The organism is Candidatus Nitrosocosmicus sp. T (assembly GCF_054408485.1).
The window spans coordinates 413,556-439,883 of the sequence record NZ_CP166992.1 but is presented as its reverse complement, the minus strand read 5'-3'; the positions used below and the strand labels follow the sequence as shown (position 1 = coordinate 439,883).

Here is a 26,328-nt window from a genome sequence, read left to right as displayed (position 1 = left end):
AAAAATATGGTTTATCCCTTTTATTAATCATATGACGTTATTCCTCCATTTTCTTTACAATTTATACAAGTTACTTGGTTAAAAGATTCCTTTTCCATTTCAATTGAATAGGGAGATATAAAACCACATGTTTGACATTTTACAATTATAGTTATACAACTGGAATTTGAAAGATTGCTATTTCGTTCTATCTCCCATTTAGTTCTAATTGCATAGTCTAAGACATGTTGTTCCTGGATTTGTTCATATAGTCCTTTTTCAAAAACGTCTTTTTCAGAGAAACGTCTTTTTAATTTGGTTGCAAGTTGAAAAGATTTTGTAATATCCGTATTGATTTTTAATACTTCTGATATCTCTTTATCAATTTGAGCCTCAACATCCAATTTAAATTGTGCTCTTATAAGATACTGTGCTTTAGTCTTTTCTTCGTAAATCAGTGACTCATCTATTTCTTTATCTTTCAACCCACGTAACCAAAAAGGAGTATTAAACTCAGCTAATGATTTATAAAATATTTGTTTAAACTCGGTTTCTTCTATGATATTTCTATAAAGTAATTCATTAAGCTTAATTCTTATTACAGAGAAATTAATGGCAAGACTATGCTGATATTGTAGCATCAAATTAAAAAAATAGAACAAGATATCCTGAAATCGATTAAAACAATTTTGAAATATATCCTTTAAAAAATGAAAATAGTAATTTTCAGAATTTTTATAGGTATAAGGAAGGTATTCAAGAAACCTATTTAATACGAATTGCAAATTTTTCACATATTCATCTGAATCTTTTTCGTATTTTTGTAGATTTAATAAAGAGGCAATTAGTATACCGCTTCTAGTTACTACATACTGATGTGTTTTTGATTTACCCCGTTCAGAATCTACCACTTCATCATCAATGTCAATTAATCCAAGATCTATGAGTTTTTGAATTCTATTGGAGATTCTTGCATCTATAGTATGAGCACGATAAGTTTTAGCAATAGGAGAACCTCTGAAGTCATCAATTAAATCAACGTTATTATCGAGTAACCAATTACACAAGACTCTTGACTTGAAGACTTCTCTTAGTTTTATTCCGTCAATTTCAGTAATATCCGATGATTTGAGGCTATCCTGACAAATAACAAATCGCAGAATGTCCCTATAAAGTCTTAGATCTTTTCTTTCTTCCTTGCTAAAGTCTCCCTTATTCTCTCTATACTGTAAAATTTCCTCAATAGTCAGCTCTTTTTTATTTTTTTTCTTAGTAAGGTCTTTTTCAATAGGCATCATACTAAGTTAGTATTAAACGCTACTTACTAATAACAGTTTATACATTATATACATATGGAAGAATATATCCACAAGATAAATGGAGTTTTAGGTAAGGCTTCCCACAGCGTAGTTTTACCGAAAAATTTCATTGATGAACTACATATTCAAAAAGGCGACTTTGTAAAAATTAACAGAGACAATAACAAAATAATTATTAAAAAATTGGAGGGTTAAAAAAGTGAAGGATGAAAAAGAATTTCCAATATCTATAAGCGATAAACATAAAATTAAACTTTATGAATTACAAAATAGCTCAGTAAGCAGTCCTACAACATTAGAACTATTGATTGCTAAATGTCCAATAACCTGTAACGATTGTAAAACGGTATATTCAAACAAATTAACAGGAATTAGAATTATTTGTAGATGCAGTTGCCACTTTGCAGTAAACCAAGAGGTGATCTGAATTATCAACTTCATCAGATAATAATTATAACAAAGATTATAGTAGTAATCGCACCCAACAGCAAAATCACATAAATCCTGAGGAATTAGCAAATCTATACAAAATTGGTTTCAAACCTGTTGCATTATATGAGAATCATGGTCCAGTAGATGAATGGACTCCGGTTTTTGAGAATCCACATTATTGGAAACTTGAGGATTTTAACGATCCAAGTGTTTATTTAAAATTCAAAAATGTGGCTAGTGCTTTAGGGAGAACACATATCAGAGATTCTCAAGATCGTGAATTATATATTCAAGTATTAGACATTGATTCTGAAATCGCATCCGCTCTAATTAATACGCCCATATCTCAGCTGGCTGACTATGAAAAACTAGGTTCAAGATTCTACAATATCTTTGCAAATTCTTGGAATATAACAGAAAGAGAATTCTCGGATTCTACAATTCTTGACATTTTAAAGATGTTTACATATGTAACAAAGACGAGAAAAGAACATGGCTACCATATCTGGTGGCTATCGCATAACCAAAATATAGCAATACGAAAGAATGATTGTAAAATAGATAGTGTTTTTGAAATAATAACAGACAAAGCTCTATGTACATTACCTCCATCAACTCACAGAGATGATAAGAAATTTCGATATTACCCACTAGGTATAACTGACAAAATATTACTCAATGACGAGTTATATGCCCTTTTCAGAGAACTTTTCAATGGTTGTTTAAGAGAGGATTACAATGATAGGAAAAATATAAGAAATGAAAGTAAAAATATTGAGAATCTTCAACACAGAAACAAAGAATATTGTGATCTTTCAGAAGGAACTATTCAAACTACTGTCGATTATCTTTTACCTTATTATATAGAACATGACAGAAACAATTTTGTACTTGCCTTTTCTGGAACCACGTTTCATTTACGAATATCTGAAGAATCAGCCAAAAAAATAATAGAAAAAATATGTGACAAATCTGAGGACTCTGAGAAAAAAAATAGAGTAATTACTTTGCAATCTACTTATAGAAATGGCCTTAATGGACGACCCATAACGGGAGCGCCGTCTCTTGCAGATCTTATTGTCAATCTTAAGGGTTATGATAAGCAGTTTTCAAATAATTTAATCAACAATCTTAAAACACTGTGGAAGAATGATATTTACCATACAAAGAATCCTGACAGTAAACAGGGTAACCCAGTTCCAAGAGATTTATCAATAGGACCAGCAAAGAGAGAAAAATCAGGGTTTGTAAAGGTAAAAGGGACGATTATTGGGTTAACACCTGTTTACAATATGATAGTATCTGTAGAGTTGTGCTGCGATAATTGTGGATATGACACAAATATCGACTTTGATCAACCCATTTTCAAGCTACCCTATAAAGATAAAAGCAAATGTCCGTTTTGCCCTAAAGGACAAAACACTGGTAACTCGATATCAGCTACTCCTGAATACATTTCCGTGGTCGACTTAGAACTACAAGATTTAGAAACGTTTAGTGAAATTGAAAGACTTTCAGTCAAAGTATTTGAAAAGAATACCTATGATGTCATAGCAGGAGAAGTAGTAAATGTAGTAGGTCAACTGCGAGTTATAAGAAAAAACGATAATCCCAACAACAAACTTGAAACCGTTTTGTTTGCTGATACCTTAGAATATGAAAGAAGAAAAGAGTTTGTTTTAACAGATAAAGATATACAAGAAATACAAGACTGGAAGCAAAAAATACAAAACGACCATAAAAATCCTATAGACGAAGTAGTAAAGTTATTTGCACCTGAGCTTATAGACCTAGATAGAATAAAAAAAGGTGTTTTACTTGTATGTGTAAATGCGGGTCTGAGAAATATAGACAGTAGGTTTCCCAAAAGACAAAGGATAAATGCGCTCTTAATCGGCGACCCTGGACTTGCAAAAACAACAATATTAGAAAAGTCTACTAGATTGGTTCCCAACTCACAATATGCAGGAGGCCAAAGCTCCACAGGACTAAGCCTCACTTCTCAAATAAGTAAAGAAGATGGTGGAATGTATACGCTTAGATTTGGTCCAGTAGTGTTAGCCAAGAATTCTTTGTGTTGTATTAATGAGCTAGGTCAGCTTCCTCTATCAGAACACAAGCATCTACTAGATACAATGGAAGAAAATGGCCATCCAATGGCTAAATACGGTTTTTCAACATTTATAGAAGCACATCCTTCTATCATTGCATCGGCTAATCCTATAAACAACAAATGGCAGAACGAAGAGGTCGCTAGTTTTGCAGAATTTCCCACCCTATCTCAAATAATAGACAGATTCGATTTGATATTTGTATTACGTGAAAAAAAGGATCCTGAATACCTTCAAAGATATGTAGAAGAAAAGAAAAAAGTTTCTGAAAATTATAAAGCTGGCCTTTATGAGGGAAACGAAGAATTTGTCAGAAAATATATCTTGTATGCTCGCAATTTTAAACCCGTATTATCTAGTGATGCTTTTTCACTATTAAAAGAATACTTTATCAATATGGGATATGCAGGAGTTTCAGGTCTTGCCCGTAAATTTGATTCTCTAATCAGAATCACTCTAGCCATTGCAAAATTGAAATTAAAAGATATAGCTGATGTTGATGATGCCGAAGAAGCAATGTTGTTCTATAATGAAGGCTTAAAATACTTTAATCTAGCTACTCAATTAGTAACAAGACCTCGGGACGGAGCATATTTGGCTATCAAAGAAATTATAAAGGAAAGTAACGGATCACCTATTTTCCTAACGGATGCTGCAATAGAAGCCTCAAGAAGAAATCAAGATGTCAAATATCATTTGCTTGGACAAGGAAAATTCAAAAATAATACTAACATAGATAGTCTTAGACTAAATAATAGCCATGCTCTACAAGAGATTCTAATTTTGCTTAGAAACGATACTGCTATACAAATCATTCAGGAAAAGCCTATAACGCTAAGATGGGTAAAAACAAAAGAAAATGAGAAAAATAATAATAAAATTGTACATTTATTAGATAAAGATTATAAAGAGATTGTTAATACTGAAGTAGCAGTTGATCCAACCCTTAGAGAAGTTGAGAAACAGAAAAATCAAAAAGTCACCAGTAAGCTGCCCAGTTCAATAACTCAAAAATGTGACGAATATGATGTATGTGATGACGACAAAACTGAATCAACAGAAATTATTCCAGTTAACACAGATACTAGTGCTATTGATACTTCTTCACTATTAATTGAAAATTCAACAAAAGATGAGTCTAGTTCGAATAAATCAGTTATTAACGAGAGTGATAATTCCACTATCAGTAAAAATCAAACAAGTATAACAAACAGTGCCGCAAATACAAAGAAGGATAACAACAGTAAAGAAACATTAGAATCAAATCATAATTCTTCATCACATGTATCACATACATCACATACCAGTAATGAAAATTCTTCTTATAGACAAGATTCAAAAAACTCCGAAAATAACCAAGAAGTTGATCATCAACAACAACTAGAACCTAAAATCCAACTAAAACACTCTCCCAATGCAGACGTCTTTACTAACGAAGATATTCAAAAAGTAAGAGACTCTAAAGAACAGCCATCCCCTATAGACAATCCTCCTACTTCTAGGTCTAATACCAGGTGAGTATATTTATGAAACTATTAGAAATTGATAAACTTAATTCACGAATTAACGAAATTAATGAAATAAAAAGTTATAGGAACGAAGTCATAAACTCAGCAAGTTTAGATTTAGAATGGGTTCCTTACAAAGGTAAATACCAACATTCAAAAACCAAGATATTTGCAGCAGCATTTTGTACCAATTGGGGTGAAAGGATTGTATTACATATTTCTAAATACGAGACACCTAATTGTCCGTATCCAGAAAAGGAACTGATAAAGGATATTTTATCTTACTTTAACCAATTTCCATTAACATTTGGTTGGTATACTACAGGAATAGCTATCTATGATGCTAAAAATGGAAAAAGACTGAAAGGTAGAGATTCAGACTTTTTCATACTACATCAAAGATGCCTATATTATAACTTGGATTCACCATTTGAAATAGGATATAATAGGAACTATATAGCTCTAAAAAAAGGATCAGTAAATAAACACATTGATCTTATCAAAGTATTTGAGAAAAATGTAATACAGGATAATGTATTTGAAGGAAAATATGGAACTCCTAGTCTAGAAAATGTAAGCTCTGCATTATTAGGAATTTCAAAATATGATAACATTAATGCTGGGACGGTAAATATATTAGATAAACCAATTGATGAACAAAAAAAATATGTGAAAAGAGATGCCGAACTTGCAATGCTTCTTGCTCAATATAATAACTGTCTTGTCCTGCGTTTGATGAAAGAATTTTCAAAATATGCTGAAATGGATTATTTCAAAGTCTGTAATACTGATGTCAGCAAATGGTACGAGAATAAATATGAGAAGATGATTTCTAGAGGAGACGTTACGCTTGACCATACTCCAAACTACAAGTTAGAAAAGCAAGAATATGGTGGTGGACATCATACTATACCAAAAAAAGGTTTCTTTTATGATTCTGTTGTTTATGAATTAGACGTAAAAGGAATGTATCCTTCTATTATCATTAAAAATAATCTGTCCTTTGATACACTAAATTGCGATTGTTGCAAAAATGATCATTCTGCCTATTTGAACCAAAATACCATTGATTTAATAAATGAATATCTGATGGAGAAAAAATTTAGCAGGAGGGTCTCAAATTATTGGATATGTAAAAAAAGACAAGGAGCATTACCTTTGATACTACTAAACATTTTATCAGAACGTGAAAAGTATTTGAATTTACTAAAGAAAGAGAAATCCAAATCCAATCCAAATACTTTGCTTTTAGAAGAATTTCAAACTTATCAATTAGGTGCAAAACTATTTGCAAATGCTGGATATGGATTATTTGGAGCCAAATACTTTCTGTTTTCAAACTATATGGTAGCAGAATGTATAACTGGAGAAGCAAGGCGGATTCACATTCAAATGGAAACCATTGCAAAACAACCACCATTTAATTTTGATATAGTATTTGGATTTACTGATTCGATATTTGTAAGGGTAAATAAGGTAGGAATAGGAGAAACCGAAGATGAAAAGATTCACCAGTTCATCAGCAGTTGTAAGAAAGAACTTGGAATTACTATTGAAATAAAAAACAAGTTTGTAAATTCGATTATTAATGGTAAGAAAAATAGATTCGTAGGTTGGTCCGGTAAAGAAAATGAAGATATCATTATAAAAGGGTTAGACGGCCTGTCAAAATCAAACCCTTTGTGGGTAAGACGATGGTTTTCCAAGATTCTAACTGAAATCATTAAAAGACCCGATAAAAGATTTGAAACAATACCAAATTTACTTAGAGACGCAATGCTTGAGCTGAAAAATGAAATTAGCAAATCAGCAGAAAGAATTGATAGAGAGTTAAAATTTGCGCAGAAGCTAAAATATAATCCAGAACAATATAAACAAAGCGTAAGAGCAGGACGATTAGGTAGATTATTGGGTAAAGATCAAGGTGAAGAAGTCTATTGGTTTGAAACAAATTCAGTAGATGAATACACTGGTGCTAAATATTCAACCAATATTCCTGACATGAACAACATTAATTTCCAAAAATATGAGTCATTACTATTAGGTAAACTGAAAGATACACTAGAGATAGCAGACGTCAGTATTAAAAAAAAGTGATATGAAGACAACTTTTATGATCTCCCACGATGATCTTTGACAACCACTCTCATCTTCGGTTCCCGACTTTGTCCAATAAAAAGGGATTTGGAAATAAGAATTTAGTTACATAAGAAATTTTCAAAAGTGCAAATATATATTAACAAATTTTCTATTCTTTTCCATCTTGAGAATATACGTATAGAAATTACAAATTAAAAACAAGGTTTAGTTTAACCGATGAGTTTATTTTGATATTATTAAGTTAAGCCTTAAAAATTTGACAGCTATCATTGAATTCTATTATTACAATAATATCAATACAAATAAACAATATTAATAATGATTTTGAAAATTATAAACGAGTATCTAAGAATAACCGTAAACAGAAATCTTCCAACAAATACTCAAATCATTGAATACATATAACTTGTTAAGAGTTTTTTTATACTTATAGCATGTATGTACTTCGGTCTAAATTTTTACTGAGGTTAATTAAATTAAACCATTTTTTCAACTTGTATTTCCATTCCATATCGATATTGCCTGATTTAAAAAAAGATTGTATCTGTTCAATTATCTCAGTATTTGAAACCATATCAAAATTAACTACAAATTTCATCAAAACAAATTCTTGATCATTTTCTTCCAGCCCCAGTGTAACCGAAATAAAAGTTGTTGCAAGTGCTCTTTCCTGATACACTCTCAAGTTATTTATTATTTTAGTAAAAATATGATTTGGAATAAACTGCTTACCCATGCTACCTGATGAAGAAGATAAAAGTCCATTACTGTCCAAAGAATTTAAAACATCCTTTAACTTTAATTTCTGATCCTGAGAAATTATAGTTGCTAATTCATAGACATATTCTTTTTTAAATATATCATCATTGATCAATTCCATAGCCATTGATTCTAGAAATATTCCGCAAATTCTTCTTCTCTCCGAAGTTAATGATGAATTAATTTGTTTTAAATACTCAATTTCTTTTTGAACTCCTCGATGAATTTTTCTTTCCTTTATGGAATATGGATCAATTACGATAATGCCATTTGTAGATAAAACCAATAAATGATCCCGATTCGCTAGTTGTTCTTTAATGCACATTTCCAAGGTTGTAATCACTCCGTTCATGTATTCTTGGGCCAAATTATCTTGAAGGTTTTCATTTGAAGTTATTATTTTGAATGATCCATTTTGATTTTCAATTTTCCCAGGATGGATAATACTTAATTTATCTATATCCTCATCAATTAGATCATTCTCAATAAGTATTTTTTTTGATTCACCTTCTAATGGCCACCTTGGTGTTAGAAAAGTGGTATAATTACCATGATGATCTTTATCCAATCTGTATTCGTCAATTGAAGTAGGCATTTGAATTAAAATATCCTTTTTCAACAATTCGCGTTGAAAATTATTTAGGATTTTTACTAAATTCGGCCAATCCCCTTTTTCCTTAAACTCTCTTCTTGGTTCAGAAATTGGATGGGATAAATAAAGAATTTCCTGCTGAGGACTAGGCGAGATAAGTTTTAACAAAACATGAGGATTCTGTTTAAGACCCCATAAAATAAACCTAGAATTTGTTTGATTAGATATATTTTGTCCTAGAGTAATCTCCTGAATTCTCCAGTTAAGGATTGAATTGAGGCAGTAGTGAATCCAACTCATATGAGGTTTATAATCAGGTTTGTTTTCAGAAATAGATCTACCAAAATTATTATCAAGAAAGTCATAGAATGCACTAGTTCCGAACAGTTCGTCCGGCTTTTTAAGACTATTAAATATATCATAAATGTCATCAATAATCAAAACTGTATAACCAGTGTAAATTTCTCTTTCAGTAGCTTTTTGAATAAGGAAACTTGTATCAAAAATAGAAAAAAATTCCTTTGTGAAATCCTTATAGTAAAGTAAATGTCCGAGCAGAACGGCTGTACGAGCAGATGAATTTGATATGGTTATCAACACTTCATCCACAGCTGTTCTCCAAAATGATTGTAAAGTAGTTCTTGAATTTTTGGTTATTATATCTCTTAATCCTTGATTAGCATTTTGTGGTAAAGATTTTATTTTGTCATCAATATCATAAACAGTAACGCCTTGTTTCTTAAAAAAAGAAGATAGGTGTTTTCTTTTATCAGGAGGACTAAAAATCAATATCAGAGTTTTTTGCATAATATTATTAAAGATTTGATGTAATTTGTATTAATTCATTCTTGATATTCTCCATACCCATTGTAACATAGCCATTAAATAACATTTTAGGAATGTTTGAATTTCCATCTCTGAACACGACAAACCTTACATTTAACTCTTCTAGTTTTTCAATTTCGTTTTCTATATTCTTAACAAAAAGGTTACGTTCCTGATCTGCTGTATAAAATACAACTTTAGTTTCAGATCGTAACATTATATATGAGTATTTGGACATGTTAATAAGTCTTAATGGTCAATTTTGATTACTTTCGAGTTAAATATTGTCAATATATGGGAAACCAAAATACCGTATGATATTAGATCACTTTGTTTTAATCATATTCCTTTAATCTTCACTAAATAGCATTAGTTAGCAAAATTAACTTCTATCTACTAATTATTAATTCTAAATACCACTGTCCTATAAATAAAATTATAAACTAGGTGGCTTGAATATTTGCATTCTTCAAACCTGACGTAAAGACGGATTATTATCTTACATGTCTAATTAATATAAAATATTATTCAACGCTTTAACCTCAAGTATTCTTTCAATTGAATTGCTCATAATTCCAATGACAAAGCTCTACGGAGAAAATTTTATTATTCCTTATATTCATATATTTAAAGTAACAAAACTGCACCCAGAGCCTCCTTACTACCTGTAACAACATTTAATAAATTAGGCCGGCTATATTCTTAGGATACTTTGCTTAGGGTTAATTTACTTTTTACCTGTAATGGTCTAAATAAATTCGGAGTGTTAAAACCACTGGAGGCAATTATCCTTTAGAACTGTTAGCAGGTATACAATTAGGCGCGGGCGTTTCATTTCTGGTTATTTGTAAGCAAAAATACTTATACTTTATTTTATCTTCTGAATAGAACGATTGTCCAATTTGTAAAACGATAATAAAATATGTCGAGCATTATCAAACTTGATATAAGAAAGACCAAATGAGAAGGTCTATAACAAAGTAGATCATTTCTAAAAAAGCAAAGATGAGATTTACTCGATTAACAGTTTAGCTTAAGAAAGTCAACTAAGTGATGTACAAATATATTTTAAGATATTATGCATGTTATGTATGTTATGATTGAGAGGATAATTAATCTACATGTAATAAGATTCTAAATTAGAATTTTGTAATGGTTTTGATCAAGGATTTGACTAGCTCATTATTCTAATAGAATATTGATCTTTTCTATCAGATTACTGTAATATCATAACATGCATAACACACATAACGTCAAAAGCAAGTTAAAGTGTATTAGTATTCCATCTGAATAATAAAATAATTTGATTGTTTATAAACATAGCAATACTTTGGAATAAAATCAAGAAAGTTGAGGATAGTTACATATGATATTTTGAAAAGGGTAAGGTTTAGGAATCTTCAAAAATCACAGACTCATTGAACAATCAAGGCATTAAAAATATCATAGTCAAACTTTTCAAAACTAACTGAAGTAATTTATTTGTATATTATAGGGCAAATTGCGCCTGGATACTTTTTCTTTAACCTTTCAGTATAGTTTCTCTCCCTTTTGTGATTAATTAGTTCCTGTGATAACAATATCTATGGTGAGTATTGTCACACACTCGAACTTTTTAGACTGGAGAGGGATATCATAATTCAAATGAAGTCAGTGAATTATTCATCTTAGGCATAGTAAAACTGTTGGAATCGGAATAGCTGTCGAATACCAACCTTCTAATCTAAAACAATCTCCATATAGGCTTTTGAAACCAACAGATGCTTATTTCCATCTAAATCCTTAATCAAGGACATTGACACTTTGGAGTTTTCAATTTGCAATTCTTTAACAAATTCTTTAGGAATAACCAAAGCTGTAGAATTAGCCTCGTTGATATCTTGAATAGTCTTACCTATAATAGGAGCATTTGTAAAATTTTCAACATCTCCCATACTCATACTTTGATCTTTATATTTAAAAATATTCTGGAATTAGGATGAAGATAAAATTAGATTATCATGGCATGATTGGATTAGTTACATAAGATATTTTGAAAAGTGCAAAATTTTACTATTAGGACTAAATATTACGCTTAATTCAATCAATTAACCTAAATCATGAATTAAATAAATCGTTCATTGTCTTGGGTCTATGGATCCTAGATACTTTTTCTTTAATTTTTTGGTAGTTGAATCTTTCCAATAGGCATAGTAATATGGTCCATGTGGACACTGCAAACAAAATTCTTTTCCACACTTGACAAACTCTTCTCTTATTGTATGATTTGAAGGTAATGTAGAATCCATACGTGATCGTCTAGTTTCCATTTCTTGGAATTTGCTTATATCCGATTGAGCTCTATTCATAATTCTGTCTAACTCCTCTTTTTGTTTTCCTTCATCTTCAAGAACTTGTTTTCGTTTTGGAAATTGTTGACCTATTAGCTTGTCTGCTTTCTCCGTACGTTCCCCATCACTTAAAATGTCATCTAATATGAACAACTTTACACCAATTGTATTATAGCAACTATTTTTTAGTAAACCAAAAGTCTGACTGTCATACAATTTTTTCTTATAGTTGTAGTATGTTCTTCTGGATATACTCTTATCTCCTAAAACCTTGTTAATTGATTCAATCGATTCTCTTTCGTTAAGATCGTAATTCTCACAACTTTTAATCAAATACAAAATTGGTTTTTCCCTTTCTTTGAAACTTTTTTCTGGAAACATAAAATTGATATAGTCTTTCATATCTTCTCTTATCTTACCTGATAGATTAGAATCATCATGTTCCGTTTTAAAGGAAAACATATTAAAATGTAAATCGCAATTAATCGTATAAATGTATAGATTCATCTACTTCCAGACTTTTACAAGCAGAATGAATTTAGTGTTACCGCTTGGAAATAACGTAAATCTATTAAAATAGGAGATAATAATAAATAAAAAATGTAATTATAAATTCTATTTTTTTATGCTTAAAAAAGAATGGTTTCAGAGGATCTTGGCTGGATAATTAAATTTAATACCTCCTCATAAATTTAGATGTCATATAAAACTAAATCCCAATCTTTATTATAATGACACTTAGGAACTAAATCTAGATTCATCAATAAAATCTAATGGATTGTTCCTCTTTTTATTTATAATCTTGGCCTCATTATTAATTTAATTTTCTTTCCCCTATTACTAACAGGCAATACAGAGATAAGAGATGATAATTCTAAATTCCTTTGCTATTTTTTCAAGATTCTGTCCACATCGGTTACAAAATTCTGCTGTTTTGAGATTCAGAGCATTACAATTTATACATTTGATTTCAAAGTTATTCTCCAATTCCTTTTGAACTCGATATGAAATTATTGTTTCCAAATTGCTTGTAATTTCTTCCATAATAGTTTTACATACTGATCCGAGGAATATGGCTGTAAAGGGATCTGCGGCTAAATGATATTTATCTTCTTCTTGTTTTTTTTTACATTTAGTGAAATTTGGGCATATTCTCCATCGTGAAGGCCGAAATTATCGTACTAAAGAAATAATATTCTTGAGGCTGGTATTTTTTAAACCATTTAGTAAATTTTTTCCTTAATTCTTCAGTAGGCACTTTGTTTATTTTTAGAATTGCAAATATTTAAAATAGTCATAATTGGATTGTCCTGTTCAGATATTTTATATTGAAGCATATTTAAAATCAATGAAAAATTCAAATTTGAACATAGAAATTTTAGTTGGAGATCATAAAAAAACTGTAGTTTTTGTCAAGCAAAATACATTTTTAGTGTATTATAAGATACATATAGTGACTCATAGTATATTTTCACTTTATACTAACATTATAAAGATCACACATCAATCCTACATAGGATACAGTCTCTCTATATTATACTTAGAATCAATGTTGTGATAATATATCTGATTTCTTCTGCTGTTTGATGACAGATAAAATATTTTTTAGATTTATAGACGAACCGAACATTACGTGTGACTCTCCACAGTTAGAAGAAAGATATTCTTTATTTATTTGACCTCTTTTATCATTTGGAATGTTGCTCAGGCAATAATTTCAGATTGAGATTTTGCTTTTTTCATGAGCAGCAGTGATATCAAAATTGAAATGCTTGACAGTATCACGGCTGTAAGAAAAATAAGGTCAAAGGAAAGAGATGATGGCAGCATTTGAGTAATTCCATTTGTGTTAGTGATCGTTGACTGATTTGTTTGCATGTGCATTGCAGCTAGGGCGGGACCGATAGAGCTACCTATTATCCTTAACATACTGCTCATTCCTATTGTTACTCCCGAAAATTCTCTAGGTGTAGCAACAAGGATGATGTTCATAGCGCCGACTGCAGCTAAGGATAAGCCTGCTGACACGATCGCTAATCCAACGGATATCAATATTTCAGATGAATGTAATAAGAATATTATTGTAAATCCGGTGGTTGTCAAAACAGAGCCTAAGATTGTTGGTTTCAAGGAACCCAGTCGAGATATGATTAGTCCAGATGTTGGTCCAAATATTAATAGTACGATCGCAAACGGTAATTGAATTTGTCCTGTGTCAGATGGATTTCCACTAAACCCAATTGGTTTTGGAGTTTGTACAAGGATTGGAATAGTCTGAAACACCATAAACATTGATAATCCTACGATCATTATTATGATGCTAGAAAACAAAATCTTGGATTCTAAAAATATTTTAAAGTTCATAAGTGGATGCATAGCGCGCCTTTCAACTAGTATAAACAGTATGAGCGATACTAAGGACACTACAAAAATAGGTAAAACAGTTAAGGCAGCATCTCCGCTTGGAGAGACATCGTGTTTATAGGAGTCAGGTTGTAATAACGTTATTTCAAGGAGAAGCGACGTAATAAATATCGCAAGCAATACCGAACCCTTAATATCAATTTGACTTTTACTAACTTTTTCTGACCTTTTTAAATCCTGATGTTTAGTTTTTATTTCACCTTGTTTATTATCTATTTTGATTTCTGATTTCAAATTCTGAGTTTCATAGCCACAATAAGTACTTTCATTAATATACTTCTTTATTACTACCAAAAGTATTATCGAAATTGGAATTATCGTTATGAATGTCATCCGCCATCCAAAGTTTTGGATAATGATACCTCCAACTGATAAACCTATTACCGCACCTATTGCAAACATGGATGTAATCAATCCTTGTGCTATTGACAATTTATTAAGCGGAAACTGATCCCTTACCATACCAAACGCTATTGGAAACATTGACATTCCAATACCTTGTATTGCTCTTCCAAATATCATTAAATAAATATCATTTGAAATTGCTCCAACAACTATCCCTGTAGAATATATTGCCATGATAATTAACAACACCTTTTTTCTTCCATAAATATCGGAAAGCTTTCCTGCTATGGGAGTCATGACTGCTGCTGATACAAGATAAGCTGTCAAAAGCCAAGACGATAATCCATAGTTTATGTGAAAATCATTAACGAGTGTAGGGATTGCCGGTATCAGCATTGTTTCTGCGTACATAACCATTGTAGCAATACAGCTTAGTATGACTAGGACTTTCCAAGACGAAAAAGGAACTTTTTCTTGATGTTGTATGGAAGCAATATTGTTAGTAATAGATTGATTTTTTTTCATTTCATTTTTTCTATTATTTTTAGGACTTATTTTATTCGAAACCATATATATCAACTACATAATTCTAAAGATTTCTTAAGGTAATAGATCTACTGTATTAAGTTGTTTGTGCCTTCTTCAAAGCAATTTACTTCTAATTTAGATTTGTTACTAGGATTCTCTTTTGATGCTATATCAGAATGACATTCTTGTTGTCTTCTAGATTGTATATTGTTCCACATTTTCTCTAATGTATTTTTGGTTATTGATAATTCGTTATCAGAAATATTCATCAATAAAATGTTTTTTACTTTTTCTCCGTAATTGATTACCACGTCTAGCACTTCACTAGATTTCTCAGTTAACAAAATCCTGTTATTGCGTCTATCGTAACTATCTGACTGTCTAAGGACCAGTCCATTTTTTTCTAATTTATCAATAATCGGAATAATGGTAGAATCCTCAATGCCTATCATGGACGCAATCTCTTTCTGAGTCAAACCTTTGTTTTGATGCTTATCCTCATTGTCATTTTTAGCTAAAACTGTGATGACCCTCCATTGACCATATGTTATGCCAACTTTGGCACGCAACATTTGATCAACTGTATGAATTAGCGCTTTTGCAGTCTTGTTAATTATAAATAGAATGGAATTTTCAAAGTCAATTTTCTCCTTACTTTGACTCAATACAATTCATATGCCAATTAATAATATATAAATTATTTGTATACGAAATACAATTGATTATCTCACTTTGAACGTAAGATGTTACATATAGAACTAATCTTCTAACATAGCCGAATTGTTTATAAATGACAATTCTTGGTCTTCTTTTATACGCTCAATATTCTTACTTTTATTTAAGGAATGGACACACATTCATAAAAAAATATTTTTGCAATTATATGGTATGATATATCTCAAGTAAGAAAAATTGAAAACTAAACACTATATATCAACCAATACACAAGATGACCTTAAAAAAGTAGTTCATAGGACAAAAAACTTCATCAGCATGATGAGCCTCAATGACCGCATTAAAAGCCTGAAGGTCCGATTAGAAATTACAGAAGGAAAGCTAATTGACGAAGGTGATACTTCAGAATCTGAAAATTGTGTAATACTCTTAACACTCACTAATGATAAATGGGTTTTTAATTGACCATTCTATTCGCGGCACTCAAACTAAGGCGATAGATACTATGAAGTACACCAATCCAATTCTCTTTGTTGGATTAAATGGCTTCAGAGTATAAATACAATTTTCTAATAATTAACTAATGGCTGAAGCATTGCAATTTATTTTATTGTAAATATATTGCATGATTTATGATACCACAATTGAAGATGGCGTATGATAATTTCAAAAAAGGGACTAACGCGACACTCTTAAAGGCCACTGTTTGAGCATAACTTTAATTATTGTCGGATTATAATTATTAGACGTATTTATATTAATTATGCTCTAAGAATTTAAAATAAAAGCGAATGTAATTAAAAAGAATTTCAAAAATGTGGATGTTACTCCATGATAATGTAGTATTACAATTTTCTATATAGTCCGACCGGTCAGTTTCCTTTATTAGCAGTTATGTATATTTTATTAAATAATTAGATACATAAATCACACCATAACATTTCTTTCAAATGTATAAATAGAATTTTAATACTTTTAACATAAAAATGAAGAAGACTTTTAGAAGTCCTATACTGCATTATTCTTTATTTGGATTAATAATATTATTCTTTGTTAATTCTAATTCAGTGCTTGTTATGGGAGAAGACACAAGAGAAAATCTTGAAATTGTTCCCGAGCCAGGTGAATCAAATACCACAAAGGGCACTGATAAAAGTGATGTCATTATAGGAAATAGTATTGTTAATACTATTAAAGGAAAAGATGCAGATGACGTTTTGATGGGACGACAGGATAATGATTTTTTGTATGGAAATAGAGGTAATGATATTTTGCAAGGCAATTCTGGAGCAGATGTCATATTTGGTGATGAAGGCGATGATGTCATTTTTGCCGGAACAGAAGGAGATTATTTGAATGGAGGTTTAGGTAATGACCGTCTGTATGGTGATGAAGGTGATGATGTACTGGAGGGCGAAATGGGCAAAGATTACTTTGATTGTGGTGGCGGATATGATGTTATAGTAGATTTTAGAAAAAATGAAGGAGATGTGGCTCAAAACAATTGTGAGGAAATCAGAATTAATATTTAATATAATCTAAAAGTGAGTAATTGATACTGATGTTACAGAGGATAAATGTAGTATTAGTATTCTTATACATGTCCGACCGGTCAGTTTCCTTTATTAAGGAGAAGGTTGATTCTTAAGTATGGTTTTAAAAATTTTACTAATGCTTTCATTTTTGTCCTTTGTTATACTCTCTAACAGTATTGGTTATGAGGCTATTTACGCTACTACTAGAATTAGCTCACCAGCAATTAATTCCGGCGGCAATCAATCAATGCCGTTTAATAATTCGTCGTCAAATACCAGCATTTCATCTCCTATTTCTAATTCTTCAATACCACAGGACGAAGAAGGAAATGAAATTAGTGGAGTAAATTTTATGCCTGCTTCTTTTGGTAATGATAGAATTACAGGAACAGAGGGAGTCGATTTGATAGTAGCCTTAGATGGTTCAGATAATGTTCACGGAATGGCCGGAGATGATAAAATCCAAGGAAATGAAGGTGCTGATCAGTTATCAGGCGAAGAGGGTAATGACGTTCTACAAGGAGGAATTGGAAGTGATCAACTAAATGGAAATGAAGGACACGACGTGCTTGCCGGTGGTATAGATGATGATTATTTAGTAGGAGAAGCAGGAAATGACAAACTTTACGGAGATGTAGGTGACGATATTTTAGTTGGCGGACCTGGAGCAGATTACTTTGATTGTGGTGAGGGAATAGATGTTATCACTGATTTCAATATAGACGAGGGTGATGACAATGCTGGAAACTGTGAAGAAATCCAAAATTAATTTTGTAATACCTTATCATTCTCCCTTTGTTTTAAATTTTTTTGTATAACAAAAAGATAAAGCGTGACTAATTTCTGTTATAGTTTTATTTCTAGCATACATCCCCTTCATGATCTAGCTCAAATCCATCTTGCTGAGGTTTAGATTGTATATCGCCTCACTTGTTTAGTTTTTTCTCTAAACAAAATATAAAAAAAGGTGTCGCTTAGTAACCTCCTTGATTATCTTCTTTTTAATATACATTTGTTAATGAGATCATAAATATAACCCGACCAGTCAGTTTAATATATTAGATTTATATCCTTTTATTTATTATATGAAATATGATAATTTATCATCTGGATATCTGTCATATCGTTCAAACTCTTTTGATGAGGGACATGATTATAATGTTCAACATTACATTATTCAAACTCTTTTGATGAGGGACATGATTAGAACAACCAAGAATGATAACGCATCTCAAAATGTGTTTCAGAAAGTCCTAGTCATAGGACTAGGCCAGCTTGGTCTTCCAGTTGCAAAATATGTTAAAGAACATGGTTTTGATACCTATGGATACGATATAAATCAAAAAACCATGCAATCAGCTGAAGCCAACTATGGAATAAAACAAGCAACAAACTTTGGTGACTTTGATGTAATTATAATCTGCGTATCCACACACAGACCAGATGATATGTTCTCACCCCAAGTAGATAGTATAATGTCAGTTGTTCAAAAGATCTCAAAAGAGGCAAAGAGTAGTGCACTCATTTCAATTGAAAGTACAATACCAAAAGGTACATCAAAAAAAGTTTTTGAAAAATTAGATCATAGACTTCATGTAGTACATGCACCTCACAGATGGTATGCATTAGAAGAAGAAATTCATGGTGTTAATCAATTGCGTGTTATTGGCGGTGTAAGCAACTGTTGTTTGCAACATGGACTGGATTTTTATGGCGATACGACAAGGAAGCATATAGGTGGCACTAATGTAATAGACAATACTACTGCAGCGGTTAGTATCACCACTACTGATACTGCTGTTAAGGACCGGCTATCGACCGTAATAACATCAGAAAATAAAATCAACTTGATAGATAAAATGGATTACCGAATCAGTACAGAGCCAGTTAAAGAGCACAAGGATTACTATGAAGAAATTAAACCAAAGCAAGGCTTGGGTATACCAATGCATCCAGTCTCTTCTGTCGAAGTAGCCGAGTTAACAAAGATAGTAGAGAATGCTCACAGATATCTTCAAATAGCATTTGCAGAAGAGCTTTACCTTTATTGCAAATCAAATGGAATAAGATTTTCAGAACTACGAGAATCTCTCAATACCAAATGGAATGTAGACATACTTGAACCAAGAGATGGAATAGGAGGTCACTGTCTTCCAAAGGATACAAAGATGTTTATTAATTCATCTAATACAATAAAAAGCAAGATTTTACAAGCAGCTATGGAAATTGATGAAGATTATAAAGAGTATCTTCATAGCAAACAAAATCAAACAATGAGTTAACCAACGATTGGTTTTGATATGACAATTGAGATCCTATCCAGTGTCGGTAATTGAAAATCCTCTCCAGGGGTATCTAATTTTTTATGATATTAAGAAGTAATCTTGTTTAATTACCGTTTCATCTATTGGTTTAATCTCTTTTAAGAGCTAGAACAGGGAGTAATCTAGCAGCTTTTAGCGATGGAAAAAGACCTGCCATAAAGCTTAGTGCTACTGTAATAAGCCATACCCTAGTTAAATCTGGTATAGTATATACGGGGTTAATTGGTGGTTGGTCGCCTGATCCCATTCCTGAACTTAACAAATACCCAAATACTATGCCCGTACTTAATCCTGATGACGCACCCAATATGCCTATTAGTAGAGCTTCCACTAGAAATAGTGACAAGACATAAGAGTCTCTAGCTCCAATAGCCTTAAGCGTTCCTATTTCTCTTGTTCTTTCAACTACTGATGTATATAAGGTGGTAATTATTCCTACAGCTCCTACAATTAAAGATACTATAGCTATGCTTAGCAAAAAAGCACTTATACCACTAGTAAATTCCTTTATTGTTTCTATAATGGCTTGTACGGTCGTAACGCCAATATTGTTTCCATATAGTTTTCGGATTTCCTGTTCGATCGTATCTATTAGATCTGCGGTCATCCCTACAACAATGATGGCATCAAATTTTCCGGATTTATGGAATAACGTATTAGCTACTTGAGGACTAATAACTACGGCGTTATCTATATTGGGATTACCAGTAGATTTCATGATTGCTCTTACTACGAAGCTTTTAACCTCTTCATCTTCATCACCTGTTACAGGATCTACAAAAGAATATGACATCCTCACTGTCTGCCCTAAAGTTAAATACGGTACTGGATCTCCAGGAGGATGTGCAATATCTTCAGATATAATGACCGATGATGGATCATTTTGTCTTACAGCAGATCCCTCTACATATTCTAATGTGGGAGACAACACTGATAGTTTTTCTGGATTAATGGCAAATACTGAATAATCCTTGGTTTTACCTTGAGACGTTAGTGTCACTGAAGCCTGGTATACGGGAATAGTTTCTTTCACATAGGGTAAAGACTTTAATCGATTTTCTACAGCTTCATTTAAAGTAATCTTTGGAGGAACGGGTGCACCTGTAGATGGCCCAGCTGTAGCGCCACCTGATGTCTGCTGGGCAGGACTAATGAACATAATATTTCCAGCGAGGTTGCTTGTTTGCTTGTTGAAGAATTCAGAAAATCCAGCTCCAATTCCACCCACAGCTACCATGAGACTGCTACCAACCATTACCATAATTATAGTCAATATAGATTTGACTTTTCTTTCTTTAATTGCATCAAAAGATAAAATAAATATTTGTTTAAAGTTCATTTGAATCCTACTACTCCTTTAAATTTTTCCTCGCGATCTCATTGTATCCTGATAGTCATGTTTCATCATCAAATAAAGAATCATTTGTACTATTGCTATCGCCCTCACTCATCGAGTCATTTGTTGTTGGATCTTTAGATTTTTTTTGTAGTCTTTTCCTTCGTCTTATGAAGAATACAGCTAAAATTATACCTACTAAAAGTATTACAAGCAATACAAATAGATTGTAATTGATCCCAAGAATATTTTGGTCATTCTGTTCTGTTTCTTGAGCATTAGCTTTGAACGTTACGTTATCATTAAGCAGTATTATATGATCGTTTCTCAAATTGTCCTTAAAACTTACTTTTAACGTAATAGGATATTCTCCGGAAGGTATGCTTTCTGTAATATTGATTGGAATTCCAAAAGGAAGTGGCGAATTCTCCGTAAGATCACCTAAATATTGGGAAGGGGGAAGAATTGAAAACAATTCAGCATTTGATTCATTAACTCTGTTTACAAGTTTAGAACTTTCGTTTTGTAAGCCAGCCTCAGAAGTGGAAACTGTATTATTCTCTAATTTTGAAGTGAGGGATGCGTCATTTTCAGCTTGTATTCGAGTAAAAAATGCCATGGTGTTTCCTTCGTTTAGTAGATTACCAACCAAATTTGGAAATCCCCCTATCTCATTTATGGCTAGATCATATAATGCTACTTTTATTTGTCCTTCAACATATGCTCCAAGGTTGAGAACATCAGATCTTGTTTTTCCCCCTGTAATATATTCTGCATCTATTGTAAATGATATGGGTTTACTTATCATATCTTCAGAAGCAAAAACCAACGTAGATATCTCTTTTTCCATTCCTGGAGTAAAAAGAGGAACCGACCACCTCGTGTTTCCTAGAATTTTGACCGAATCTGAAGGAGAGGAAAGTGATAGTATGGCATTTTCTAAAGCGCTACTTCCAGTGTTGGTTATGACAAATTTCATTTCCTCAATCTTACCAGAACTAATCGTAATTGATTCTCTTGAATCGAGGTCGTTATTTTGCGGTAGTTGTTGTATTTCACTTGTTGAGCCATTGTTGAAACTTGTATTTGATAACGAGGATCTATTATCTGCCGGTCGAATGCTCAATGTTGATTCAGGAGGATTAGGTGAAACTACCAAGCCTACTGAGGTATCAAGAGTTTTTTTATTTCCATATGCATCATTATAGGATATTTCCAAGTTCATGGATTGAATTGTTCCACCAGCATTATAATCCGCATACAATAATGGCCTTATCTGGACTAACTCATTTGCTCGAATTTTCCCTATGTCAAAGGTGTTTGCCTCAAGTGTTGCAATATTCGAATCAGTTTGATTTATTTCGTTTAACTCTTGAGATCCTGTTTGTGCTGTAGACGAGGTAGCATTATCTTCGTTGTTGCCAATATTGTTATTTTGCTGGTTGGTAGAACTATCTCCCAAATTTGTAACTGTGTTACCATTTAGATTTGTAATGGTGGCTATCACACCATTTGCATCAGCCGAACCTTTGTTCTTTATGGCAATAATTGCATTGTTTAAAGTACCTGTGGTGAGATTTTGAGTAAGTGAAGTAGCATCCAATATTACTTTACCTGTTATTCTAAAGGGAATTTCCAAGGTGGTTGAGACTTGTCCAACTTCTTGAACTTTTGAATAAACTATCTCTAAGTTAGACACATATGGTCCTACCGTAGCATTTCTTAGCACATCGACAGAAAAATACAATGGGAAACTCTCTCCTGGTTTAACTATAGCATTATAACTAGCTATAGAAACTTTGGTAGTATTTACACCATTTTGGCCCGGAATAGATCTAAATTCGTTTGGAAGGGCAAGATATCCTTTTAGTCCAGTAATATCCGTTCTACCCGTGTTTACAATAATGACCGCAAGGGTGGAAGGTCCCTCGCCTGGCCCCACTTCTATTCTATTAGGTTTGGTTAAATCCATGGGTGATGAATTTGTGGAAGGAGTATCGGTCCAGTAAGAATCAAGAAACAAAGGATTTCGAATATCCGAAGTAGACAGGAATTGACCATGTACAAAATAATTAGAATAAAGTGGTAAACTAGTAAATAAGAATCAATAAAATCAAAGCAAAAGCCCATAGAGTTTTCTTCTCATGTAATAATTCTTTAGTGTCCATTTATTTTATCTCACAAAATTTTGGAATTTGATCACTTTGCTAATGCAAATTTTTCGTTAATTGACTCTTTTTCAACTTTCCCGTCTTTGATAAATATTGTCCTGTCAGTTCTTGCTGCAAGTTCGGGATTATGCGTTACAAAAACAATAGTCCGATTATATTTTTTAGTCAACATTCTAAGAAGCTCAAAAACTTCTTCACCCGTTTTAGTATCTAGATTACCCGTTGCCTCATCAGCCAGAATAATCGCGGGATTATTCATCAGTGATCTTGCAATTGCAACTCGCTGTTGTTGTCCACCGCTAAGATTAGTTGGTTTGTAATTCGATTTATCTTTAATTCCTAGCAAGTCCAATAGTTTTAAAGCACGTGATTTTCTTTGTTTATTGCCCATACCCGAGATAATTGCAGGAATTTCAACATTTTTTTGAACGGTTGTTCTGTTTATCAGATTATAGGACTGAAAAATATACCCTATTAACTTATTTCTCATGTCTGCAATTTGTGATTTAGATAATGCGAATATGTCCACGTAATTGATAAAAACTTTACCCGAGGACGGAGTATCTAGTGCACCCATAATATTTAATAGCGTAGATTTTCCGCTTCCTGAGGGCCCCACAATTGAAACGAATTCGCCTTTTTTTATGATAAAATTAATCCCCTCTAATACTACAGCCTTTCCAGCCTCTGATTGATAAACTTTATGAAGATTTCTCACTTCCATTGCAATCTTAGTCCTATTAATTTGCTTAGCGTTCTGATAATGTGTAGAATCAACCATACCAATATTGTTGCCTTCTACCATATTGTGTTGTAAATCTTTTTGGCTAACACGAGTTTGATGATTACTATAAGAAGGTTTCAAATTCAAATTAACCAAATGATCTTCATCTCTTGATTGATTTGGGTTATTTTGATTATGTTGAGCCCTGCTGATATTCATTGGATCTCTAATACAACAGTATCAATCAATCTCCTTAATAAAGTAAACTGACCAGTCGGACACATTTAAATATCAGAACTGTATAAATAGGTTAAGATATTTAGAAACACGGAGTTATTTTTTTTAAATGTAATATCGGACTATTTTGTTAGTAAATTTGATCTTCCCAATGTATTATCGCAAGAGTTTAAAACATCGCCATGATATAGTAAAAGTGGATAGATTTGTGTCCAAGAGTTACCACTGAATACAAAAAAGAAAAAAAGAGCCAGATAATACGCTCAGCAATAAAATGTTTTTCAAAATACGGATTTGATAAGACACGAATGGATGACATAGTTAATGAATCCGAATTAAGCAAAGGAACTTTGTATAACTATTTTAGCAGCAAGGAAGATTTATTTCAGGCTATTGCTGAAGATAGTTTGAATTTACTTAACTTACAACTTACTAATACCTTCATAAAAAATAGAGAGGATATACTATCTAATACTGAACGATTCTACGATGAATTTCGAAAAATACAAAGAGAAGGCAGTGAAAAAGTTTTTTTTGAAGCCATAGCAGAGTCTTCAAGGAATCCTAAACTTCAAAAGATCTTGAGAGATCACAGAAAGAAATTATATAAAATAACTTATGATCATATGCAACTTCAGATTAAAAAAGGATGGTTTAAAGAGGATGTAAACCTGGAGTTAATCGCTGCCGGAGTTTTGTCATTATTCGATGGACTAACAATTGGAAGAATCTTAGGTATTCCTGAAACTTATAATAAAAAAGTATGGGTGCAAATTAATCAATTGATTTTGAATGGTATTAAATCAACATAAGGGTTTTTGATGACTGATCGTATAACAAAGTATCACACGAAGCAATTATTAAAAATGGTAGCGAAATGTTTCTCATAATTTATTTATCAATCCTTTATAAGTAATAATATAGAGAGAATATTATGATGAAATTATTTTCAAATGTTTTTATGTTGATGAATATTTTAATTGCCTTGTTATTTTCAAGTGTTTTTCTGAATCATAATTGGATGGTATATGCTGGCGGTGATGGTGACGGGGAAAGATATGCTGGGCCCATAAATCAGGGAGATTCTCGTGAAAAGATAATTTACTGTACCTTTAATCAAGAGGTGAAGGCGCCGTTATGTGAAGGTACATCTCGAAGTGATATTATAATAGGCACATTACAGGAGGACTTTATAGAAGGCAAAGGTTCCGATGATGCTTTGCAAGGAAGAGCTTCTTCTGATGATATTTTTGGAGGAAATGGGGATGACGATATACAAGGCGGCGAGGGGAGTGACAGCATCTATGGAGAGGACGGTAGTGATCTAATTTATGGCGGTCTAGAAGGAGACTACTTGGTAGGTGGAAAGGGCAATGATGAATTATATGCAGGATCAGGTGAAGATATATTAGAAGGGGGGCCAGGTTCGAATTATTTTGATTGTGGTGACGACTATGACATAATAATAGATTTTGATCCCTCTAAAGATGTCGCATCCAATAACTGCGAGGATATTAGAACCGATCTCTAATATTTTTTAACAACAACATGGTCATCATTTATGTCATATCTATTAAGGATGCAATTTCGTCATCAGAATTATTAAATGGCGAAAGTGCTAAATGGTTTTTTACTAACGTAATATCTAATATAGTCGTTAACACTGTAGTGATAGACTTTTCTTATGTTACTAGGATAAATCATGCATTTGCTATGCAATATCTAACCAGTAAGCGAGACATGAAAGGAAAAAAGATCATTAAAGAGATTAATCAAGGTAAAAATATTTATCGGCTTATTCATATAGCTGAGAAGGAAATCGAAATTTCTCAAAGGTCAAAAGGTAAAAGAGAAGACACTATAACGACAAATGCTATTGTTTTAGATAATTCTCAAGTAAAATAAAATCGGATTAACATTTTTTATTGCATCGACTAAATTTAACCTAAAAGTAGTATCTGAGAGACTAATTTATTAAAAAAATTTATTTCAAAAAAAATATATTCGTATTCAAGGTATTGGATACTTATATTCAGGTATTTGCCAAATATGTTGCTGTTTTAACATATGTTAT

Annotated in this window: 21 protein-coding genes; 11 read left to right on the top strand and 10 right to left on the bottom strand. The window is 32.0% G+C overall.

Annotation, left to right across the window (positions count from 1 at the left end; genetic code table 11):
- Positions 1 to 23: 23 nt before the first annotated feature.
- The gene (locus AB0A59_RS02235; RefSeq protein WP_458746105.1) at positions 24 to 1,277 is read right to left on the bottom strand and encodes a hypothetical protein; all 1,254 of its coding nucleotides are present in this window, start codon (positions 1,275 to 1,277) and stop codon (positions 24 to 26) included.
- 54 nt (positions 1,278 to 1,331) lie between these two features.
- Here AB0A59_RS02235 and AB0A59_RS02230 point away from each other — a divergent pair, with 54 nt between their 5' ends.
- The 4 genes from AB0A59_RS02230 (at position 1,332) to AB0A59_RS02215 (ending at position 7,446) form a co-directional block, all read left to right on the top strand.
- The gene (locus AB0A59_RS02230; protein WP_458746103.1) at positions 1,332 to 1,493 is read left to right on the top strand and encodes an AbrB/MazE/SpoVT family DNA-binding domain-containing protein; all 162 of its coding nucleotides are present in this window, start codon (positions 1,332 to 1,334) and stop codon (positions 1,491 to 1,493) included.
- A gap of 4 nt (positions 1,494 to 1,497) precedes the next feature.
- Entirely contained in the window at positions 1,498 to 1,725 is a 228-nt protein-coding gene (locus tag AB0A59_RS02225) for a hypothetical protein (RefSeq protein ID WP_458746101.1), read from the top strand.
- Between the two features lie 235 nt (positions 1,726 to 1,960).
- Positions 1,961 to 5,359, top strand: coding sequence for a hypothetical protein (locus AB0A59_RS02220; RefSeq protein WP_458746099.1), 3,399 nt, complete (start codon positions 1,961 to 1,963; stop codon positions 5,357 to 5,359).
- Positions 5,360 to 5,367: 8 nt separating this feature from the next.
- Positions 5,368 to 7,446: a DNA polymerase domain-containing protein gene (locus AB0A59_RS02215; protein WP_458746097.1), complete on the top strand. Its 2,079-nt coding sequence runs from the start codon at positions 5,368 to 5,370 to the stop codon at positions 7,444 to 7,446.
- 430 nt (positions 7,447 to 7,876) lie between these two features.
- On the opposite strand, the gene AB0A59_RS02210 is transcribed toward AB0A59_RS02215, so the two are convergent.
- From AB0A59_RS02210 to AB0A59_RS02185, 6 genes are all read right to left on the bottom strand, one after another.
- Entirely contained in the window at positions 7,877 to 9,589 is a 1,713-nt protein-coding gene (locus AB0A59_RS02210) for a hypothetical protein (protein WP_458746096.1), read from the bottom strand.
- A gap of 25 nt (positions 9,590 to 9,614) precedes the next feature.
- The gene (locus tag AB0A59_RS02205; RefSeq protein WP_458746094.1) at positions 9,615 to 9,842 is read right to left on the bottom strand and encodes a hypothetical protein; all 228 of its coding nucleotides are present in this window, start codon (positions 9,840 to 9,842) and stop codon (positions 9,615 to 9,617) included.
- 1,501 nt (positions 9,843 to 11,343) lie between these two features.
- Positions 11,344 to 11,559, bottom strand: a complete 216-nt coding sequence (locus AB0A59_RS02200; RefSeq protein ID WP_458746093.1) for a DNA binding protein — start codon at positions 11,557 to 11,559, stop codon at positions 11,344 to 11,346.
- Between the two features lie 183 nt (positions 11,560 to 11,742).
- Positions 11,743 to 12,417, bottom strand: a complete 675-nt coding sequence (locus tag AB0A59_RS02195) for a hypothetical protein (protein WP_458746091.1) — start codon at positions 12,415 to 12,417, stop codon at positions 11,743 to 11,745.
- 1,242 nt (positions 12,418 to 13,659) lie between these two features.
- Positions 13,660 to 15,294 carry an MFS transporter gene (locus AB0A59_RS02190; RefSeq protein ID WP_458746089.1) on the bottom strand — a complete coding sequence of 545 codons (1,635 nt, stop codon included), beginning with the start codon at positions 15,292 to 15,294 and terminating at the stop codon, positions 13,660 to 13,662.
- A gap of 44 nt (positions 15,295 to 15,338) precedes the next feature.
- Positions 15,339 to 15,917, bottom strand: coding sequence for a MarR family winged helix-turn-helix transcriptional regulator (locus AB0A59_RS02185; protein ID WP_458746087.1), 579 nt, complete (start codon positions 15,915 to 15,917; stop codon positions 15,339 to 15,341).
- 328 nt (positions 15,918 to 16,245) lie between these two features.
- Between AB0A59_RS02185 and AB0A59_RS02180 the strand changes: the two genes are divergently transcribed.
- From AB0A59_RS02180 to AB0A59_RS02165, 4 genes are all read left to right on the top strand, one after another.
- Positions 16,246 to 16,392: a hypothetical protein gene (locus AB0A59_RS02180; RefSeq protein WP_458746085.1), complete on the top strand. Its 147-nt coding sequence runs from the start codon at positions 16,246 to 16,248 to the stop codon at positions 16,390 to 16,392.
- A 521-nt stretch (positions 16,393 to 16,913) separates the two neighbouring features.
- Positions 16,914 to 17,459, top strand: a complete 546-nt coding sequence (locus AB0A59_RS02175; RefSeq protein WP_458746083.1) for a calcium-binding protein — start codon at positions 16,914 to 16,916, stop codon at positions 17,457 to 17,459.
- Between the two features lie 118 nt (positions 17,460 to 17,577).
- Positions 17,578 to 18,231, top strand: coding sequence for a calcium-binding protein (locus tag AB0A59_RS02170; protein ID WP_458746081.1), 654 nt, complete (start codon positions 17,578 to 17,580; stop codon positions 18,229 to 18,231).
- A gap of 316 nt (positions 18,232 to 18,547) precedes the next feature.
- Positions 18,548 to 19,744, top strand: coding sequence for an NAD(P)-binding domain-containing protein (locus AB0A59_RS02165; protein ID WP_458746080.1), 1,197 nt, complete (start codon positions 18,548 to 18,550; stop codon positions 19,742 to 19,744).
- A gap of 130 nt (positions 19,745 to 19,874) precedes the next feature.
- On the opposite strand, the gene AB0A59_RS02160 is transcribed toward AB0A59_RS02165, so the two are convergent.
- The 3 genes from AB0A59_RS02160 to AB0A59_RS02150 form a co-directional block, all read right to left on the bottom strand.
- Positions 19,875 to 21,125: an ABC transporter permease gene (locus AB0A59_RS02160; protein WP_458746078.1), complete on the bottom strand. Its 1,251-nt coding sequence runs from the start codon at positions 21,123 to 21,125 to the stop codon at positions 19,875 to 19,877.
- A 55-nt stretch (positions 21,126 to 21,180) separates the two neighbouring features.
- Positions 21,181 to 23,145, bottom strand: a complete 1,965-nt coding sequence (locus tag AB0A59_RS02155) for a COG1361 S-layer family protein (RefSeq protein WP_458746076.1) — start codon at positions 23,143 to 23,145, stop codon at positions 21,181 to 21,183.
- 176 nt (positions 23,146 to 23,321) lie between these two features.
- Positions 23,322 to 24,236 (bottom strand): ABC transporter ATP-binding protein, encoded by a 915-nt coding sequence (locus AB0A59_RS02150; RefSeq protein WP_458746074.1) that lies wholly within the window; start codon positions 24,234 to 24,236, stop codon positions 23,322 to 23,324.
- Between the two features lie 224 nt (positions 24,237 to 24,460).
- Here AB0A59_RS02150 and AB0A59_RS02145 point away from each other — a divergent pair, with 224 nt between their 5' ends.
- The 3 genes from AB0A59_RS02145 (at position 24,461) to AB0A59_RS02135 (ending at position 26,159) form a co-directional block, all read left to right on the top strand.
- Positions 24,461 to 25,066: a TetR/AcrR family transcriptional regulator gene (locus tag AB0A59_RS02145; RefSeq protein WP_458746072.1), complete on the top strand. Its 606-nt coding sequence runs from the start codon at positions 24,461 to 24,463 to the stop codon at positions 25,064 to 25,066.
- 122 nt (positions 25,067 to 25,188) lie between these two features.
- A complete protein-coding gene (locus AB0A59_RS02140; RefSeq protein WP_458746070.1) occupies positions 25,189 to 25,785 on the top strand; it encodes a calcium-binding protein in 597 nt (198 codons plus the stop codon).
- Positions 25,786 to 25,802: 17 nt separating this feature from the next.
- Positions 25,803 to 26,159 carry a hypothetical protein gene (locus tag AB0A59_RS02135; RefSeq protein ID WP_458746068.1) on the top strand — a complete coding sequence of 119 codons (357 nt, stop codon included), beginning with the start codon at positions 25,803 to 25,805 and terminating at the stop codon, positions 26,157 to 26,159.
- The last annotated feature ends 169 nt before the right edge of the window (positions 26,160 to 26,328 follow it).